Source organism: Nostoc sp. (genome assembly GCF_036916655.1).
GTDB lineage: Bacteria > Cyanobacteriota > Cyanobacteriia > Cyanobacteriales > Nostocaceae > Nostoc.
Map to the genome: position 1 here is coordinate 54,871 of NZ_JBALFY010000069.1, position 17,777 is coordinate 72,647.

At 43.3% G+C, this 17,777-nt stretch carries 18 protein-coding genes and 2 pseudogenes; 10 read left to right on the plus strand and 10 right to left on the minus strand.

The window, feature by feature from the left end; genetic code table 11:
* The first annotated feature begins 13 nt into the window (after positions 1 to 13).
* Positions 14 to 346 (plus strand): low molecular weight protein tyrosine phosphatase family protein, encoded by a 333-nt coding sequence (locus V7L31_RS20090; protein WP_334697872.1) that lies wholly within the window; start codon positions 14 to 16, stop codon positions 344 to 346.
* Complete coding sequence (locus V7L31_RS20095; RefSeq protein ID WP_334697873.1) at positions 343 to 1,026, plus strand: class I SAM-dependent methyltransferase; 684 nt, start codon at positions 343 to 345, stop codon at positions 1,024 to 1,026. The genes V7L31_RS20090 and V7L31_RS20095 overlap by 4 nt, the downstream gene beginning before the upstream one ends.
* Positions 1,027 to 1,166: 140 nt before the next feature.
* Here the strand turns inward: V7L31_RS20095 and V7L31_RS20100 are convergent, their stop codons facing one another.
* The 4 genes from V7L31_RS20100 to V7L31_RS20115 are packed head-to-tail and all read right to left on the minus strand — an operon-like array spanning position 1,167 to position 3,170.
* The gene (locus V7L31_RS20100) at positions 1,167 to 2,078 is read right to left on the minus strand and encodes a metallophosphoesterase family protein (RefSeq protein ID WP_334697874.1); all 912 of its coding nucleotides are present in this window, start codon (positions 2,076 to 2,078) and stop codon (positions 1,167 to 1,169) included.
* Positions 2,079 to 2,092: 14 nt separating this feature from the next.
* Positions 2,093 to 2,500 (minus strand): cupredoxin domain-containing protein, encoded by a 408-nt coding sequence (locus tag V7L31_RS20105; protein WP_334697875.1) that lies wholly within the window; start codon positions 2,498 to 2,500, stop codon positions 2,093 to 2,095.
* Positions 2,497 to 2,790, minus strand: a complete 294-nt coding sequence (locus V7L31_RS20110; RefSeq protein WP_334697876.1) for a peptidase — start codon at positions 2,788 to 2,790, stop codon at positions 2,497 to 2,499. Before V7L31_RS20110 ends, V7L31_RS20105 begins: the two co-directional genes overlap by 4 nt.
* Before the next feature lie 23 nt (positions 2,791 to 2,813).
* Entirely contained in the window at positions 2,814 to 3,170 is a 357-nt protein-coding gene (locus V7L31_RS20115) for a hypothetical protein (RefSeq protein ID WP_334697877.1), read from the minus strand.
* Between the two features lie 512 nt (positions 3,171 to 3,682).
* Between V7L31_RS20115 and V7L31_RS20120 the strand changes: the two genes are divergently transcribed.
* Together V7L31_RS20120 and V7L31_RS20125 are read left to right on the plus strand one after the other, a co-directional pair.
* A complete protein-coding gene (locus tag V7L31_RS20120) occupies positions 3,683 to 4,357 on the plus strand; it encodes a sigma-70 family RNA polymerase sigma factor (protein ID WP_334697878.1) in 675 nt (224 codons plus the stop codon).
* Between the two features lie 97 nt (positions 4,358 to 4,454).
* Positions 4,455 to 5,186: an anti-sigma factor gene (locus V7L31_RS20125; protein ID WP_334697879.1), complete on the plus strand. Its 732-nt coding sequence runs from the start codon at positions 4,455 to 4,457 to the stop codon at positions 5,184 to 5,186.
* A gap of 292 nt (positions 5,187 to 5,478) precedes the next feature.
* Here the strand turns inward: V7L31_RS20125 and V7L31_RS20130 are convergent, their stop codons facing one another.
* The 6 genes and pseudogenes from V7L31_RS20130 to V7L31_RS20155 all read right to left on the minus strand — a co-directional run bounded on the left by V7L31_RS20130 (position 5,479) and on the right by V7L31_RS20155 (position 12,791).
* Positions 5,479 to 5,922, minus strand: coding sequence for a hypothetical protein (locus V7L31_RS20130; RefSeq protein ID WP_334697880.1), 444 nt, complete (start codon positions 5,920 to 5,922; stop codon positions 5,479 to 5,481).
* A gap of 201 nt (positions 5,923 to 6,123) precedes the next feature.
* A pseudogene (locus V7L31_RS20135) lies at positions 6,124 to 8,664 on the minus strand (penicillin acylase family protein).
* Positions 8,665 to 8,751: 87 nt separating this feature from the next.
* The gene (locus tag V7L31_RS20140) at positions 8,752 to 9,552 is read right to left on the minus strand and encodes an ABC transporter permease (protein WP_334697881.1); all 801 of its coding nucleotides are present in this window, start codon (positions 9,550 to 9,552) and stop codon (positions 8,752 to 8,754) included.
* Between the two features lie 81 nt (positions 9,553 to 9,633).
* Positions 9,634 to 10,452 carry an ABC transporter permease gene (locus V7L31_RS20145; protein ID WP_334697882.1) on the minus strand — a complete coding sequence of 273 codons (819 nt, stop codon included), beginning with the start codon at positions 10,450 to 10,452 and terminating at the stop codon, positions 9,634 to 9,636.
* Complete coding sequence (locus V7L31_RS20150) at positions 10,449 to 11,399, minus strand: ABC transporter ATP-binding protein (RefSeq protein ID WP_334697883.1); 951 nt, start codon at positions 11,397 to 11,399, stop codon at positions 10,449 to 10,451. Before V7L31_RS20150 ends, V7L31_RS20145 begins: the two co-directional genes overlap by 4 nt.
* Before the next feature lie 483 nt (positions 11,400 to 11,882).
* Positions 11,883 to 12,791, minus strand: a complete 909-nt coding sequence (locus V7L31_RS20155; protein ID WP_334697884.1) for an NmrA/HSCARG family protein — start codon at positions 12,789 to 12,791, stop codon at positions 11,883 to 11,885.
* Between the two features lie 130 nt (positions 12,792 to 12,921).
* Here V7L31_RS20155 and V7L31_RS20160 point away from each other — a divergent pair, with 130 nt between their 5' ends.
* From V7L31_RS20160 to V7L31_RS20185, 6 genes and pseudogenes are all read left to right on the plus strand, one after another.
* On the plus strand, positions 12,922 to 13,839 hold the full coding sequence (locus tag V7L31_RS20160; protein ID WP_334697885.1) for a LysR family transcriptional regulator: 918 nt from the start codon (positions 12,922 to 12,924) through the stop codon (positions 13,837 to 13,839).
* A 174-nt stretch (positions 13,840 to 14,013) separates the two neighbouring features.
* Positions 14,014 to 14,141: pseudogene (locus V7L31_RS20165) on the plus strand (TrmH family RNA methyltransferase); the annotation flags it as partial.
* 1 nt (position 14,142) lies between these two features.
* Positions 14,143 to 14,484, plus strand: a complete 342-nt coding sequence (locus tag V7L31_RS20170) for a hypothetical protein (protein ID WP_334697886.1) — start codon at positions 14,143 to 14,145, stop codon at positions 14,482 to 14,484.
* Positions 14,485 to 14,486: 2 nt separating this feature from the next.
* Complete coding sequence (locus tag V7L31_RS20175) at positions 14,487 to 14,882, plus strand: HNH endonuclease (RefSeq protein ID WP_334697887.1); 396 nt, start codon at positions 14,487 to 14,489, stop codon at positions 14,880 to 14,882.
* 127 nt (positions 14,883 to 15,009) lie between these two features.
* Positions 15,010 to 15,750, plus strand: coding sequence for an RNA methyltransferase (locus V7L31_RS20180; protein WP_334697888.1), 741 nt, complete (start codon positions 15,010 to 15,012; stop codon positions 15,748 to 15,750).
* A 174-nt stretch (positions 15,751 to 15,924) separates the two neighbouring features.
* A complete protein-coding gene (locus tag V7L31_RS20185; RefSeq protein WP_334697889.1) occupies positions 15,925 to 17,490 on the plus strand; it encodes a serine hydrolase in 1,566 nt (521 codons plus the stop codon).
* Positions 17,491 to 17,777: the final 287 nt, after the last annotated feature.

The following is a 17,777-nucleotide window of genomic DNA, read 5'->3' on the forward strand; positions in this document are numbered from 1 at the left end:
GGCTACTTAATTAATGAAAAAGCTTTTATTTATCTGTAGCCAGAATAAATTGCGAAGTCCGACAGCCGAGGCTGTGTTTTCTGAATATGAAGGACTTGAAACGGAATCAGCAGGCTTAGATCATTCTGCTGAAGTACCGTTATCAACAGAGGCTATTCAATGGGCTGATATTATTTTTGTGATGGAAAAATCCCATAGAAATAAGCTCTCGAAAAATTTTCAGCCCTTCCTTAAAGATAAAAGAGTTATATGTTTAGATATCCCAGATGACTATGAATATATGGAACCAGCTTTAATTGAGTTATTAAAACAAAAAGTTTTACCCCTGTTAAAAATTAGACAATGAATATTCAAGAAGCATTTAATTCCGCCGCAGTAGATTACGATAACTTACGTCGGACTTTAATTCCCTGTTTTGATGACTTCTACAAAACAGCCGTTGAAATTATCTCAGGTGACGACACCGCACCGATGAAAATTCTAGATTTGGGTGCTGGTACTGGACTTTACTCAGGGATGGTTCAGTCCGTCTTTCCGAATGCAGAGTTTACCTTACTAGACTTAGCCCCTGAGATGTTAGAAAAAGCTAAGTTTAGATTTAGCCAAATGGGTAAATTTCCCAAAATATTAATTGGTGATTACGTTGACACTAATTTAGGTGATTCATATCATATTGTAATTTCAGCCTTATCAATTCATCATCTGTCAGATGTTGATAAAAAACTTCTTTATCAACGGATTTATGATGTTCTTAATCCTGGAGGAATATTTGTCAATGCTGATCAAGTTCTTGGCAAAACGCCTGATTTAGAAAAACTTTATCGTCAACACTGGTTAGATTCTGTCCGCGCAAAGAATATCTCAGAGCAGGATCTCAAAGCAGCACAAAAACGTATGGAATACGATCGCATGGCAACCCTTGATATTCAACTTACCTGGCTAGAGGCGGCTGGGTTCCAAAATGTGGATTGCTGGTACAAAAATTTTAGCTTTGCTGTTTTTGGTGGTTATCGCCCAACTATTTAACTAATATTTATCGAACAGAATTCAGGAGTCAGGAGCAGAGCGGGGCATAGCCCATTCTGACTTCTGAATTCTTCTTCAATCCAAGAACCTTGCAACCGAACCATTAGCTAGCTCTTAGAAACATCCAGAATGCGATATTTTTACCCCAGAGTATGTTGGTCAACTCTAGTATCCTTCCCGGAAATTACCTCAACTGTGCGGAATCCAAGCACCGCCAACAGATTATTTTCAGGGAGCTTGACGGGAGCAGGTTGATCGCCGTGACCTGGAGCGGGGAGGGGATAGGCAGTCGCCGCAGCGGTGTGGAAACGAATATTGCCTTCGCTATGCTCAATCACTTGATGGATGTGCCCCGTTAACACTGTTACCGATGCAAAACGAGATAGCAGTGAAAGCAACTTAGCAGAATCAGCAGTTGCCCATCCCCATTTGGGATAAAGGTCATATAGGGGAATATGGCTGAAAACCACTAGAGGCGTATCTTGTTTCTGGTTTGCCAAATCTTTGGAGAGCAAATCCAGTTGCGCCTCACCTAGTTTGCCTGTGCCGGTTGCCCCAAAGTCCAGCACATTGGTCAAAGAAACAAAGTGTATTCCCGCCTGATCCCAAACCTGTAAACCCTCTTTGACATCCTTTCGGTTGAAAGCTTCGTCGTAAGCTTTGCCGCGATCGCCAATCGTATCATGCTCCCCTGGGAGAGTAAACAGTGGGACTTTCAATTGGGAAAGCAGTTGTTTCGCCAGATCGAATTCTTCTGGTTTAGATAAATGGGAGATGTCTCCGGTGTGAATGACAAAGGCGGGTGGAGTGGGTAAGGCATTGATCGCATCGATCGTTTTCTGAAGCGTATCGGTGACATGTTCATTTGCAGGTTTTTTAAAGCCGATGTGCGTATCGCTAATTTGAACGAAGGAAAACGGTGAAGTCGTGAATGATTTTTGAGCATTTGGTTCTCCCACCTGACAGGCAGTTAATAAGCCATTTGCACCAACAGCCCACACAATGCCGAGTCCTGTCCAGCCCACGTGTTCAATAAATTTTCTGCGTTGCATTGGTATTCCTCTGGTTAGTTTTTCTTATTTGTTACCGTCAGCGTCCCTTTCATAAAGGGATGAACTGAGCAAATATAGGGATAGGTTCCCGGTTTGGTAGCGGTGTAGTTCCAGGTTTGATTGGTATCCAGTGCTTTAGAGTTGAAAGTACCATCCGTAGCCGTCGCCGTGTGGGGTTCTTCATCGACATTGAGAAACTGAACAGTTTTACCAACAGCGATCGCCAAATTCGCTGGTTCAAATTTGAAATTACGAATTTTGACTGTAGTATCGGCAGTTTGTTGGCTAGTTTGGGGTTGCTCTTTCATCACTATTGGTTGGTTAGTCATTGCCTTATGGTTCGGACTACAGGATGACAACGACAATAGGATTACCAGGAAGGCACTGGCGATCGCTATGAAAAAATAAGAAATGTATTTCATGAGCGTTCTTTTATCCGCTTTGGTTGATGACGTTTAGTAAACAGTCCGGTCAGCGAGAGTCCGGTAGCCACTAAGCCAATCAGACCTAGCCCATTCAAAACTGGCAGAATGGCATCGAGTTTGAAGATTTGGAAGGTGTGAACAGTGATTAAAAATGCAGCAATCTCTTCTTGATGCAACCATGTATCGGCGATGGCAATGCTAATGCCAGTCAGAGCAGTAAAGAGTAACGGCAAACAAAAGAGTGTAGCAATTAGCCGATGATACTTGCGAAATGTGTTTTTCATCATATTGATTCAGTAACGCCAGTTTTTTAGTCTGCTGTAAATTCTTGCAATTGATTTTCAAGGTTATGGCGATAGCCTCGATCGCTTAACGCTTGCTCAGGTAGTCGATTCGCTTTGACAGCAGCTTGAATAATGTCTTGAGACGTGATTGTTCCAGATGCGATCGCCGACATCAATGCACGACTGCTGGGAATACCTTGGTCTTTTAAGTAGCCTTGATACGCCAGATAAACCAAATTAAAAGGCTTGAGTTGGTTTCCAGAGGGTTGATTTGCCGCGTAGGTATTGAGGCTGGTTGGTGCGGTTTGAGCCTGCGCCGCAGCAGGCAAAATGGTGGCAGACAGAAGCAGTGTTGTTAACAGCACAGAAATAGAGCGTCGCATAGAATTACCTTTGAGATCGGTTATTTGACTACAGCGTTTTTACTGACCTTCAATGCTTGGATGCAGCACAAACTTTCAAGCAAATTGGTCGAATCCAAACTGCTAAAAGTGCAAAATATGACATAACAAACAAGGACATTGCAGATTGACGATATAAATTTCGTCAAGGCATTGCATTGTAATGCCCAGTTTTATAAAGCTGTAGGAGTAGGCAGGTAAACAATTAGCGTGATTTCAGGAATTTAGTTGCAACTTATGCCTGGAAAGAATGCTAAGTGGGTTACTTACTTTTCTCTACCTTTAATACGACTGGGAACCAATTTTGGATTTAAACTCTTCAAATGCCGTTGCTAGTCCGATGTTCACGGTTCGTTCGGTTTGAGGCGCGAGAATAACCTTAACCAATCAGAACGAAATAACCCACTTCTGCAAAATTTCGACGCTAGACTCATCTAATTAGCTTCACCAATCGTTTTAAAAATGAAAGTAAGTTTGCTCTATACTCAAAAGTTGTGAAATCAGGATTGGCACTCACATTGCAAGATGCATTGGGCATTTTTGCAGAGAAATTAGCCTCGGTCTATTCACCTGAATCTATGGATCTAAGTTCTCCCGATCGCCATTCATCAGAACCGTCATCCTCCAGCGATGCCGCACTTTTGGATGACCTGAAAGCAAAGCAACCAACGGCGTTAAGGTGTCTCTACGAGCGCTACGGCAGCGTGGTGTATGGAGTGGCGCTGAAAGTTTTGCAAAGCCAGCCGGAAGCCGAAGACCTAACCCAGGAAATTTTTTTATCATTATGGCAGCGTCCGGTTGACCCAGTTCGCCACGGTCATTTGATGCGCTACCTGATTGTCATGACTCGATCGCGGGCGATCGACAAATTGCGATCGCGCAGTCGCACCCTTAATTTGGTGCAACGTTGGGGGCAGAATATCACTGCTGCACCCCCCGCGCATACTCCGGTTGAGCAGGCTGTTTTCAATGAGCGATCGCAGCAAGTGCGGCAGGCATTAACCCAGCTTTCAGATCAGCAACGACAGGTGATCGAACTGGCCTATGATGCCGGACTGAGCCAATCAGAAATTGCCCAACAACTGCATAAACCCCTGGGAAGCGTGAAAAGCTGGACTCGCCAGGGACTCTTGAAACTGAAGCAACTTTTACAACACTCCATTGACTAAGGTTATGACCGAAAACGACTCATGATACAAGCCCCTAAATCTATTTATGGGGATCATTAATTTTGAATTTTGAATTTTGAATTCGGAGCGAAGCGACGTGACTGAACCCCTTACTCCTCAAGCAATCGAAACCTTGGCAGCAGGCTATGTTGTGGGCGACCTCGATCGCGCCGAAGTAGAGGTTTTCGAGCAACTGCTAGCAGAAAATCCCGCATTAGTGGCAGAAGTGAAGCGGCTTCAGGCAACCTTAGACCAGGTTGTTTACAGTTTAAACAGCGTTGAACCGCCTCCCCATCTCCAATCTGCCATTCTGGCTGCCGCTACCACGACTTTCCAACCCTCCCAGAAACCGTCTCGCTCCCTCTGGTACGCCATCATGGGTAGTGTCGCGGCACTCCTCATTCTGTATTTAGGAGTAGATAACTATCGCTTGCGACAGGATTTTCGTATGGCTCAAGACATCAATACCCTACTGCAACAGTCCCAGACACAACTTTTCTCTCTCAAAGCTGTGAATGCGTCGGATACTGCTGCGGGTAGCTTTGTGGTGAATTTAGGACAACGACAGGGGATTCTAGCCGTGCAAAATCTGGTGGCTCCCCCGACAGGGAAAGTCTATCGACTTTGGGCGATCGCTGATGGCGAAAAAATTCCCTGTGGTACTCTGAAAATTAATCCCCAAGGAAAGGTGTTAAATAAATTCTGGATGCCTGCCGACTTTTATGACACAGGTATCTCTGGATTATTCGTAACTTTGGAATTGTCTGAAACTAGCCGTTATCCAACCGGAACTATCGTGATGCAGAGTAACTCATCGACCCATATCTAACCTTAGTAACTCACGCTCATCCCGGATGCGGACTTGGCGGTACGCTGTAGTATGCAATGGGGAATCCTAATCGCTGGGTTCTGGTTAATGGACTTATACCATTTTGGATTTTAGATTTTAGATTTTGGATTGTGAAACATCCATTGGTGGATAAGTGTTTCAGTTTTCCATCTGTCGCAATCATTTTTCAAATTGGTATTAGACAAAAAATACCCAAAAAAGAGTCTCAAACAAGTGCTTGTTGGTAATTAATCCAGTACCGATAATTACAGAGGTGGGAGCCAAGAGTTAGTTATTTACTAGAGCAGTAGCTATTAATTTCTGTCACTATTGAACTTTCTTCGCTACTACTTTTTTGCAGAGATACTAAAAAGCCCTTGGCTGCTGGTAGATTCTTTTTATCTATGGCTGTTGCTGCATTATTCAATTGCTTGCTGATGTTTTGATAGAGTGTGATAAAGCGTCCTTGAAAACCTTGCAATTTTTCATCTTTAACTTCTACTGCTTTCATCTCCGTGGCAAGTAGGTCTATTTTACCAGCAAGTTCAGTTAAAGCTTTGGAACCTTTTGCCGGATTGGGATTTTTAGCGAATTCTTGACCTAGAGTAGATGCCTGATTAGCAACTTTTATTACTTTGTTACATTGAGCAACTTTACTTTCGCCACAACCTGCAAACAATAAAGCGATCGCAGTAGTAACTGAAAGTATAAAACTTTGCTTAAATACGCGTTGCATAGGTTCTATGATCTCCAACTATGTTTCGTGAAAGTTGGACAGTAGAATGGATGAGCGGCGAAAATACTTTTTCTAAAAAGAATATTTATTTCTGTTTTTAACCTTCTTTCTGCCCTGTTACTTTATACTTCATTTTTTCGATAATGTGTATGTAATTACACGCAAACGACCCAATTTTAAATTAGATAGTCATGTCGTCCTTTACTCCGCCAATTTTGGCATTAATCTCAGTGTGGCAGTCGTATTTTCTGTAACATTCTTTGATTCCCATAACATCTGGTGGTATTCAATTTTGCGCCAGGGTTCAACCATATCGTTGTAGTGGCTATGGAAAGCATGGCCTGATTGTCCAGGGGTGTGAATTGCTACTGAGTTATCCAAATTTCCTAAATCTACAATCATTCGTAGTGAAGGAATATCAGTCACTTCAAAGGATTTATTTGCTCTCCAACGGTTAGCATTCACTGTTTCGCCGTTACCAGATGTAGCAAATGCACCACGATTAAATAAAGCTTCAATCGGTGCAACCCCAGATTTACCCAAGGTGGCATTCCGAAAAGTAATGGTATGCAGCTTACCCCAATTCCAGTTGTTCGGGTCTTTGCTTTGAATTCGTTCTAGTTCATCCACGGCTTTAATAAAGGATTGCCGGAGGATTTGGTCGCGGTTCTCAACTTTTGGAGTGTTGCGGTTGTCCCACCAAGAACTATTGGGCTGTTTGACCAGATTTGCTACCACAGCATACCAGCGATCGCCTCCATTCGGAAAGTACTTTTCGGGCAACTGATCGTGAAACGTATCTGTTAGCAAGTGTTTCCAGAATACTTCAAATAAAGCAGCCGCAGGCGATGTCATTCCTAACTGCAAATTCCAATCTTGCAGCAGTTTTTGGGCTGCTTGTAAGTGGGGAGTATCAACAGCGATTGATTTTAGTAGTGGCACTAATGTCTGTGCATTTAAATTGCGATTATCACCCTGTATCTGCTGTACATCCTTTAAAGAAATCGGTTGCGTTTGTTGTGAAATCATCTCAACAATCCGCTTTGCTCGGTAGCCATAAACCCAGTCTGCGGTAATCAGGTAAGAATATTCACGCATAACTAAATTATTGGCAGTAGCAATATAACCTTGGGATGGATTAAAACTTTTGGGCAATTTCTCAAAGTCAATATAGCCTTGCCACTCATAAGCATCCGTCCAACCAGGAACAGGGTAACGCCCATCTCCCTGAGCGCGGATGGGGAATTTACCAGGCATTTGGTAGCCAATATTGCCATCAATGTCAGCGTAGACCAAGTTTTGAGCCGGGACATCATAATTGCTGGCAGCAGTGCGGAATTCCTGCCAGTTTTGGGCGCGATTGATTTGGGGAATGGCATACCCTAGTTTGGAAGGTGCTAAGGCTGTCCAGCGTAGGGCTACGGCATAGTTTTGCGGTACTTCTAGCGGCTGAGTTGGCTTGAATTGCTTCAGATTAGGCGAAACATCAGAGAGAATTGGCCCATGTCGGGTATAGCGAACCGTTTGCACAATCGGCTGACTTCCCGCTACTTGAATCGTCTCTTGCACAAGCTGCATATCAACCCATTTGCCATTTACCTCATACTGATTGGGGTTATTTGGGTTGATTTTCTCGATGTATAAATCCATTACATCAGATTGTACATTGGTGACACCTCAGGCAATGCGATCGCTATGACCGATAATTACTCCAATCATTCCTGCAAAGGAAAAGCCAGAAACGTTGTAGGGACATTCTGCACTTTTGGGTGTGCAGTGCAAACCAACCTCGTACCAGATAGAGGGAATTTGCACACCTAAGTGCGGGTCATTCGCCAAGATTGGCTTACCTGTAGCCGTCCGCTGACCAGATATTACCCAGTTGTTAGACCCAATACCTATTCCCGTAGGCCCAATGAGTTTTTCTAAAGCTATCATCGGCTTAGTAATTGACTCTAAAGCAGGTAATACATCTGGAGAATTGAGAAGTACTTCAACATTCTTGTTCCTCCCTTTCTCTGCTTTTTCTCCTTGCTGCAACTCAGGTAAAATAACTGGCAAGTCTTGAGGGTATGGTGGAAAAAGCTCCTCTACTTGAGTGGGAGTAAGGGTTTTGAGCAAAATAGCACGCTCAATTTCGCTCTCGAAATTTCTGCCCAAGTCGTAAGCCATTACCTTACCCCAAGTCAGAGAATGCAAAATTTGCCAAGGTTCTGGCTTATACCCAGGATTGAGAAACTTTAGCACAGTGTATTCCAGACTCAGGGCGCTACCTTGATGCTCTGTCAAATAGGCATTGACACCATCGGCATAAGCTTCCAGATATACCTTCATCTCTGCATTAATTTCCTGAATTTCTTGCTGCGCCACCCTCGCCCAACCCATTGTCCGCAGATATTTATCAGTATCAACTTGAGAAGAACCAAACATTTCTGAGAGTCGCCCAGAACCAATGTGTCGCCAAAAGTCCATTTGCCAAAAGCGTTCTTGGGCATGGATATAACCTTGCGCCATAAATAAATCGTGGGAGTTGGCAGCATAAATATGGGGAACTCCCCATTTATCACGCTGAATGGTTACTTCAGCTTTCAGTTCAGGTAATTGAATTGTGCCACTCTCTTGCGGAAAGGATTGGCGCACGGTGTAGGTAGCAAATCCCACAAACAATAGCCCTAGCACTAACAGGAAAATCAGAGTAATTTTGAGTCTTTTACGTAACCAACCTTTCCTGTAGTTTTTCATTTGAGATTCCTGTGGCATTGTTTAGAAAAGTGCAATCTACCCATTGAAAATACACCTACCTGAGTACACAGCTAAAATTTTGTTGTACTAGCTGCCAGTAGAACAATAGTATCGCTCTCCTATTTTCCAAAGCTGAAGCGCAACCATCAGAAAGATAATCCCTGCGATTGGCGAGACATAACAAAACCACAAGGGCACAAAAAAAGCATCTTCTTTTTCAAGTACTGCAAGCAAAGGAAAATAACTGACGCAAGCAAGCGGTATCAAAAAAGTAAAGAATCGCTGAAACCACTTGCTAGAAATTGCAAGAGGGTACTGAGCCGTTTCGACTCCTCCATAAGTGAGGATATTCATAATTTCGAGAGATTCAATAGTCCAGAAGGTGATGGTTGCTTGCATAATGACAATGCCAACAAAGAGCGCAACCCCACCAAGAAATGAAGTACCCAAAAGCCATAAAGTTTTAAAATTTAAAGGGATATCGAGTGATGAAAGTGACCACAACATAACAACAATTCCTTGAAAAAATCTTCCGATTCGTTTCAAAGTAAATTCTTTACCTAAAAGTTGAAGTGCTGTGGTGCGTGGACGAACAAGTAAACGGTCGAAGTCTCCACTTTTAATTATTGTTGTAAATGAGTCAAACCCTTTTCCAAGGGCATCAGCACAAGCGAAAGAAATATTAACTATTCCATAAAATAGAGCAACTTCATTTAAAGTCCAAGTACCAATACTATTAAAACGACTAAAAAGTGCCCAGACTCCAAAAAATTCAACAGCAGTTACTAAAAGCTGCCCTATGACTTGCAGCCAGAAAGAAACTTTGTACTGCATTTGCGACTTGAAAGATACAGAAATATATCGAATGTAAAGTAAAAAATCATTCATAGTCACGGTTTAATTTTTATCTAAAATAAATTATCTAATTTATCTTCCTGCTTAAAAAATTACGAATTACGAATTATTGACTTATCCTCCTTGAATTACAAGCTTTTTGATGCCATATTTCACAAGAACTCGCCCAAGGATAATAATGACAACTATCCAAAAAGCTTGATGCAGCAAAACATTAAACAGGACATTTGGTTGAAGATTACCAGTAAAAAGACGAAAAGGTTTGTCGATTAGTCCTGAAAAAGGTAGTGCATTTAAAAAAGGCTTGCTCCACTCAGGAAAAAGTGGCAATGGAACAATCATGCCAGAGAAGATAGTAACAAGAGTAGGTAGAATACTATTAATTCCCTCGCCCGAAATCGTCCACATCATTGATACAGTCAGAAGCATAGTTAATGCAGACGAAAGTAAAGTTGCGCCAATAAAAGAGAGAAGAAAGGCAACAAAAGAAGCAAAGGAGGGTGGAAAAGAAAGCGACCATTCATCAAGCCCTAAAAGGGGAAAAATAAAAATTGTGACACCAAGAAGCGGAATAGCACGAAGTATTAGGGGCGTTGTGCGAAGTGCCAAAGCGCGAGTAAACCAAAAATTATAAAGGTCTGTAGGTCGAAGAAGATCGTATCCGACAGCACCAGTTCGGATGAGTTCTTGAATATCTCTATCACCTCCCCAAGGGACAATCGCCATCAGAAATGCCTGTCCCAGCCACACATATCCTACAGCTTGTTGAAAAGTGATAGGTTGAGCAGAGGTTGTATGAGTAAAGAATGCCTGTAAAACCATTACTTTTACTAACCCCCAAAAAAGCTGAGTCCCAACGCCAGCCAAAGCAGCAGCACGGTATTGCAACAGCAGTGTAAATCTAGCAACAAACAGTGACCAATATGCTTTCATGGGCTAATTCCGGCTGAAATTGCATAAAGTTCAGCAATTATCTCTTCAATGGGTGGATTTTCCACAAAAAGATCCTCTACTTCGTGTTGCGAGGTAATTTGGCTAATCAAAGATGCAGCAGAAAGCTTTGTGGGATCGAAGGCTAGAGTTACGGTGCGACCTTCTTTAGAGATAATACTGACTCCTTCTTGCTCAAAAAAGAAATCATCCTTTGCTAGGTCGATTCTTAAGTATCGACGCGAGGAAACTTGAGAACGCAGTGCTGCTAGAGTTCCATCACAAAGGATTTCACCTCCACCAATAATAATTATGCGATCGCACAATGCCTCAATATCATCCATATCATGGGTAGTTAGGATGGTGGTTACTTGATGAGTTTTATTCAGCGCTTTGATAAATTTTCTGACTGCAAGCTTGGAAACTGCATCAAGCCCAATGGTGGGTTCATCAAGAAAAAGAATTTCTGGTCTGTGAAGCATTGCAGCTGCAAAGTCACATCGCATCCTTTGACCAAGGCTTAACTGTCTCACCGGAGTCGAGAGAAAGCTTCCTAGACCAAGCAAATCAATCATTTCTTCGCGTGTCTGGCGATATTCTGATTGGGGAACGCGATAAATATCCCGCAGCAAATCGAAAGATTCAATCACTGGCAAATCCCACCAGAGTTGTGTTCTTTGACCAAACACTACACCGATACGATTAACGTGCTTGATTCGATCTTTCCAAGGAGTTCTTCCGCCAATTAGGCATTTTCCACTGGAAGGTACGAGAATACCGCTTAAAATTTTTATCGTGGTCGATTTACCGGCTCCATTGGGGCCAATGTATCCTACAAGCTCTCCCCGTTCCAGGGAAAACGAAACTCCTTTGAGGGCATAAACTTCTTTTGTTTTTCGCTGCACAAGTCCTCGTATTGAACCGAAAAGCCCAGAGGAACGTTCAGACACAAAGAAAGTCTTCCTGAGATTTTCGACCAGAATGTGAGACATATTTGGGCAGGAGGCAGGGGGCAGGAGACAAATAAATCAGCTTGGCGGATTAAGAATTGTGTTGGTAAAGGTAGCTGGGGTGAGTAATGTCGGAGCGATCGCTAGGGGAATGATAAATTTCGAGATATATCATTTAATAATAAGTAAATTGCCAATGCAATACCCATGCCAAGAATCACCCTAGAAGTATCAATCTACATTCCAATACAAAGAAATACTCCCTCGACAAATGCATTGTAGGATTAGCATAAGAAGAGGGAGAAATGAAGTATTATTGCTAATGATTAGAATCTGTTGCGGAACTTCTATTAAGTACCCGTAGGTAAATATATTTGATATCTTTCTTCAGCTATCGTGACATCTGGACAAACAGTCAGGATTCCAATACCAACTTATAACCAGTTAGCAGGTTCCAGTTCTAATCGGGCTGTAATTGTCAATTCACATTTTTGACCTGACATCAGACGCGCTTTGATCTGATTTTGTCCAGTCGTGGTCGCGCAGATAGGATTCAAAGTCGCTTGGAAAAGGAAAGTCACGTTTCAACTGCGCTAAATCCGCTCCGTAGCCGACGTTCTCAAACCAGCGATACATCGTGGTTACTTCCTCTCCGACCTGCTGCTCAAACGCTTCAAACGGAATTTGTTGGTAGTTGACAGTTTTATCCAGAACGCGGCTGAATGCAGCAGCAATTTCTGTCATGGTCATATCTACACTGGCGACTTCGATTTCGCGGTTCAAGAACTCGGCGGGGCGATCGAATACCTCAGCGACCATTGCCCCGTAATCTTCTTCAGAAAGTTGCTGCAATTTTGTTTCAGGACTAAGCGGTTGGGAGAGCGTGCCCTGCTCCACCATTGGACGCATTGAGGCGTAGTTGTAAAAGAAGAAAACTGGACGCATGATTGTGTAGGGCAAGCCTAGTGATCGAACGTACTCTTCGACAGTAAATTTACTGTCGAAATGGGGAATGCCCGTGTTGCGTTCGGCGCTTCCCACTGAACTGTAGACGAAATGCTGAATGCCTGCCGATGAAGCTGCATCTGCGATCGCTTTGCCATCTCGGATCTCGGCTTCTAATCCACCTTCTTTAAGAAAGGTCTGCAACGAAAAAACGCCATAAGCACCTTGCAGAGCGCGATCAACGGAAGCGCGATCGCTGAAGTCTCCTGTTACGAGTTCTGCCCCCGCTTGTTGGAGTGCTTGGGCGGCGGGCTTGTTTGGATCGCGCACAAAGGCACGCACCTTGAAGTTACCGCGCTTTAAAAGATGACGCGCCACTGCGCCGCCCTGATTGCCCGTGGCTCCGGTAACTAAGATAATTCGTTCTGCTGTTGTTTGCTGTGTCATGTCTGTTTTTTTAATGCTGTTTGTGTATTTGAAATTTATCTTGTCAAAACAGTAGCTTGTACAGCAAAAGAGAAAAAGTAGTTAAAATTCAAAACAGTTATGCAAAAAATTCAAAGATGCGTTTGCGTTAATGGACAAGCTGAAAAGCCTGACGATCTTTATCCGCTCCGCTCAATCTGGCAGCTTTTCGGAAGCAGCACGACACTTAGGTATGGCTCCTTCAGCCGTGAGTCGAGCCGTATTGCGTTTGGAAGATGACTTGGGGGTGCGCTTGCTCCAGCGAACAACTCGCAGCTTGACGCTGACCGAAGATGGCAACCGATTTTATCAACGCTGTCAGCAAATTCTCAACGATTTGGAAGAAGCCGAACTCGAAGTCAAACAATCGCAATCAATGCCGCTTGGAACATTGCGGCTCGATCTGAGCTTTGTGTTTGGCAAAATACATATCGCTCCGGCTCTGCTGCAATTTATCACACAATATCCAAAGCTAAATCTGAATGTTTCTTTTAACGATCGCACGATCGATCTGATTGAGGAAGGTATTGACGCGACAGTGCGGATTGGAATGAGCAGTGATAGCCGTTTAATCATGCACCATCTGGCAACTGCACGCTACATCACTTGTGCCTCGCCGAAGTATCTCGCCCAGTATGGCACGCCTACAACACCCACAGAACTTTTGCAGCATCGCTGTGTCAACTTTATCTATCCACAGACTGGGCGAGAGCCTAAATGGAAGTTTGAACAAGATGGAAAAGCGATTGACCTTTCTGTTGACAGTTATCTGCGATTCGATAATTCAGAAGTCATTTTAGAGGCGGTCATTCAAGGAGCCGGTGTAGTTCAATTTCCCAAATTTATCGCAGCCAAAGCGATCGCGCGTGGAGACCTCCAACCAATTCTTCAATCCTACGCGACCCAAGTTGGATTACCGATCTCCGTGTTGTACCCGCAAAAACGCTATCTCTGTGCTAAAGTTCGTGTCTTTGTTGAGTTTATGACAGAATTGACGGGTGCATTAAAGCGAGTTGATGTTGTAGATTGAAAGCTCGAACCAGTGGAAGAATGACTAGCCTAACGGCAAAGATTGCGCTGAACTCTTCAGACCTGACGCAGGCATTCACTTACACAGCTAAAATGATTTTAAGGAAACTCTTCAGCAGAAGTATAACGCTGAAAATTAGTCTGTAAGTACTGGTGCGATCGCAGGAGGCAAAAAATGGGCTTGGCTGGATTAAGAATTGTGTTGGTAGAACCAGCTGGGCCGATAAATATCGGCGCGATCGCCAGAGTATGAAAAATTTCGAGATATATCATTTAATAATAGTAAATTGCCAATGCAATCCCCATGCCAAGAATCACCCTAGAAGTATCAGAGGAATTATCTCAACAACTAGCACAAGTAGGCGATCGCTTACCTGAACTACTTGCATTGAGTCTCCAACAACCAGCTGTACCAGCACAAGTTTACCGATATATCCTAGATTTTTTGGCTAGCAATCCCACTGCTGAACAAATTGCTGAATTTAAACCTACTCCCGAAATGCAAGAACGGTTGCGTACCTTGTTAACACGTAGTAACGCAGGTGAACTAACACCCACGGAGTTGAAAGAACTAGATGAGTATGAACGTATTGAACACTTAGTTGTGATGATTAAAGCAGGTAACTTATCTTATTTGACCAGCTGACTGTGAGTGCAACCTATATTCCGATTGTTCTTCGCCGACTGGTAGAAGAACGCGCAAACTACAGATGTGAATATTGCCAATTACCCGCAGGAGTTGCTTTTTTTGCCCATGAGATTGATCATGTTATTGCTCAAAAGCACGGCGGCGCAACAAATACTGATAATTTAGCTTTCACCTGCTGGCGATGTAATCGTCATAAAGGTACTGACTTAGGATCTTTTGATCCAGAAACAGGGGCTTTTAGTTTTCTTTTCAACCCACGCACCCAGAAATGGGCTGAACACTTCACCTTTTCAGAACTGGATCTGCTGGGATTAACGCCTCAAGGACGTACAACGATTAAATTGCTACAAATAAATAGCGACGAACGACTAGCTGAACGGCAAAGATTGCGCTGAACTGTTTAGACCTGACGCAGGCATTCACTTACACAGCTAAAATGATTTCAAGGAAACTCTTCAGCAGAAGTATAACGCTGAAAATTAGTCTGTAAGTACTGGTGCGATCGCAGGAGGCAAAAAAAAAATGAGCTTGGCTGGATTAAGAATTGTGTTGGTAGAACCAGCTGGGCCGATAAATATCGGCGCGATCGCCAGGGTAATGAAAAATTTCGGTCTATATAATTTAGTATTAGTGAACCCCCAATGCGATCCGCTTTCGACGGAAGCTTTGATGATGGCTGTTCACGCTCAGGAAATTATAGAATCTGCGGTAATAGTGGCAACCTTACCAGAAGCATTGCACGGATGTGTACGGGCGATCGCTACTACTGGTCGCCCTCGCAGTTTAGAAACACCTTTAGAAAACCCCCGCACTGCACTACCCTGGTTACTGGAAGAACCAGAAAAACCAGCAGCCCTGATTTTTGGCAGAGAAGATCGAGGATTAAGCAATGAAGAATTAAATTATGCACAGCGGTTTGTTGGTATTCCCACAAGTCAAGATTATGTCGCCCTGAATTTGGCTACTGCTGTAGCAATCTGTTGTTATGAATTGTCACAATCTGCCCAACAACCTGACAGCCAAACCTTACCCGAAACGGAACTCGCAACCTTAGATGCTGTGGAAGGATACTACCAGCAGTTAGAATCACTATTACTGAAAATTGGCTATGTGTATCCCCATACAGCAGCAAGTCGTATGGGAAAATTTCGCCAACTATATAATCGCGCTCATCTGAAAACTGGGGAAGTAGCCATGCTGCGAGGAATTTTGCAGCAGGTAGAATGGGCCCTGAAAAGTCAGAGGGATGGTGAAAACTTGTAATTATTCGTTTAATATATACGCAATCATCCCCCCAAAATATTTAATATCGCTTAAACTAAACACAAAAATGTTACTTAGTGGCAAAGTAGAATTTGAGTATTAATATTGCTTAAAGATTAAGTTTTGGGTCAGGAGTCTGCAAGAAAACAGTCAAGTGGGTCACAAGGAGTAACGGTGTCAGAGTCAAGTGACGAACTAACAGCTTTCTCGCGGCGTCAACCCTTAAATCGCCGCCAGCCGCCACAAAAAGTTCAAAAAGTGGTGAAAAAGAAAGTTAAAGCTAACAGCCAGCCGCCAACTACAAATGGACGTGGAGGGGCGCTAACACGCTCAAAAAATCAAATCAGTCCTCCCCCAATCCCTGGTGCTACACGTAGGGTAAAATCGGGGTTAGTCATGCCAACGGCAGTAAAATCAATACCTAGTGCAAAGGGGAAAATTCCTCCCTTCCGTCCCGGTGCTGTGATGGTTAAAACAGTGCGGATGGAAAAGCCAAGACCAAGCAGGCGCTCATCGCGGAAAACCCGGTTAAAGCCAATGGCCAAAACCATATTGTATGTTTTGCGATTATTGATTGTAGGTGTGGGGATGGGTGCAATTGTGGGCACGGCGTTGTCAGTATTAGACCCAGCAAATCGCATCAGCACAAGTTCGACATCGCAATCTAATAGTAATGTGGTGCGATCGCAGCCGCAACCTTCCCAAACTCCTCCAGTTGCGTCTTCAAGTCTATATCTATCTCAAGAAATTACCTCGTTGAAAAATGCCGTGCAAAATTTGGCGGCCACTAACCCAAATCTCACACCCGGAGTTTTCTTAGTAGATTTGGATACTGGTAGTTATGTAGATATCAATGCCTCTACCAGTTTTCCAGCGGCCAGTACGATTAAAGTGCCGATTTTGCTTGCCTTTTTCCAAGATGTGGACGCAGGTAAAATTCACCTGGATGAAATGCTAACTATGCAACAGGATTTGGTAGCTGGCGGTTCAGGTAATCTGCAATACAAACCACCGGGAACCCAGTACGCCGCTTTGGAAGTTGTTACTAAAATGATTACAATCAGCGACAACACAGCAACAAATATGCTGATTGCTCGACTGGGAGGAATGGACGCTTTAAACCAGCGTTTCCGCAGTTGGGGATTGACAACTACGGTAATTCGTAATCAACTCCCAGATTTGCAAGGGACAAACACTACTAGTCCCAAGGAACTAGGAAATTTGATGGCCATTGTGAGTCAGGGAAATTTAGTGAGTGCGCCATCACGCGATCTCATGCTCGATATCTTGCGCCGCACCCAGAAAGATACTCTCCTACCCTCAGGTTTAGGAACAGGTGCTAGAGCATATCACAAAACGGGTGATATCGGCACAATGTTGGCAGATGCAGGTTTAATTGTTGTTCCAACTGGCAAGCGCTATATAGCTTCTGTTATGGTACAACGCCCCGAAAACGATCCTCGTGCCGAAAAATTGATTAGCTCAATTTCTCGTTTAGCTTACCAAGAGTTTAGCCAGAATGCTATCACACCTGGCACTACTACAAATACAGTACCCGCAAACGGCTATCAGCCCCAGGTTGTGAATCCGGCTTTACCCAACGGTACAACAGGCACAGTTCCCATGAGCATTTATCAGCCTCCTGTTGTCACTCCTGTACCTAACAGTATGGGAAGCACTGTACCGCCAAACGGTTATCAATCGCCAGTGATGAATCCTCAGTATTACCCTCCAAGATAATTCGTAATGACCAAACAAGGCAAAAGTAAAAAGTAAAAAGGCAAAAGAAGTTTATCAATATTTTTACTTTTTATTTTTTGATACGTCCCGATCAAATTTCCTCAATTTATTTATGGGGATGATTTTTTTACTTAATTTCAAAACTACCAATTTAATCACTATTATTTCTCCGCTTCAGCTAGAGAAGCATCCATAGAACTCTTGCATAAATATTTTCTGGTACAATGAAGGGTTATTTATTTCTGACTGTAATTAAGTTCAAATAGCCCCAACTTACCAAATTTCTC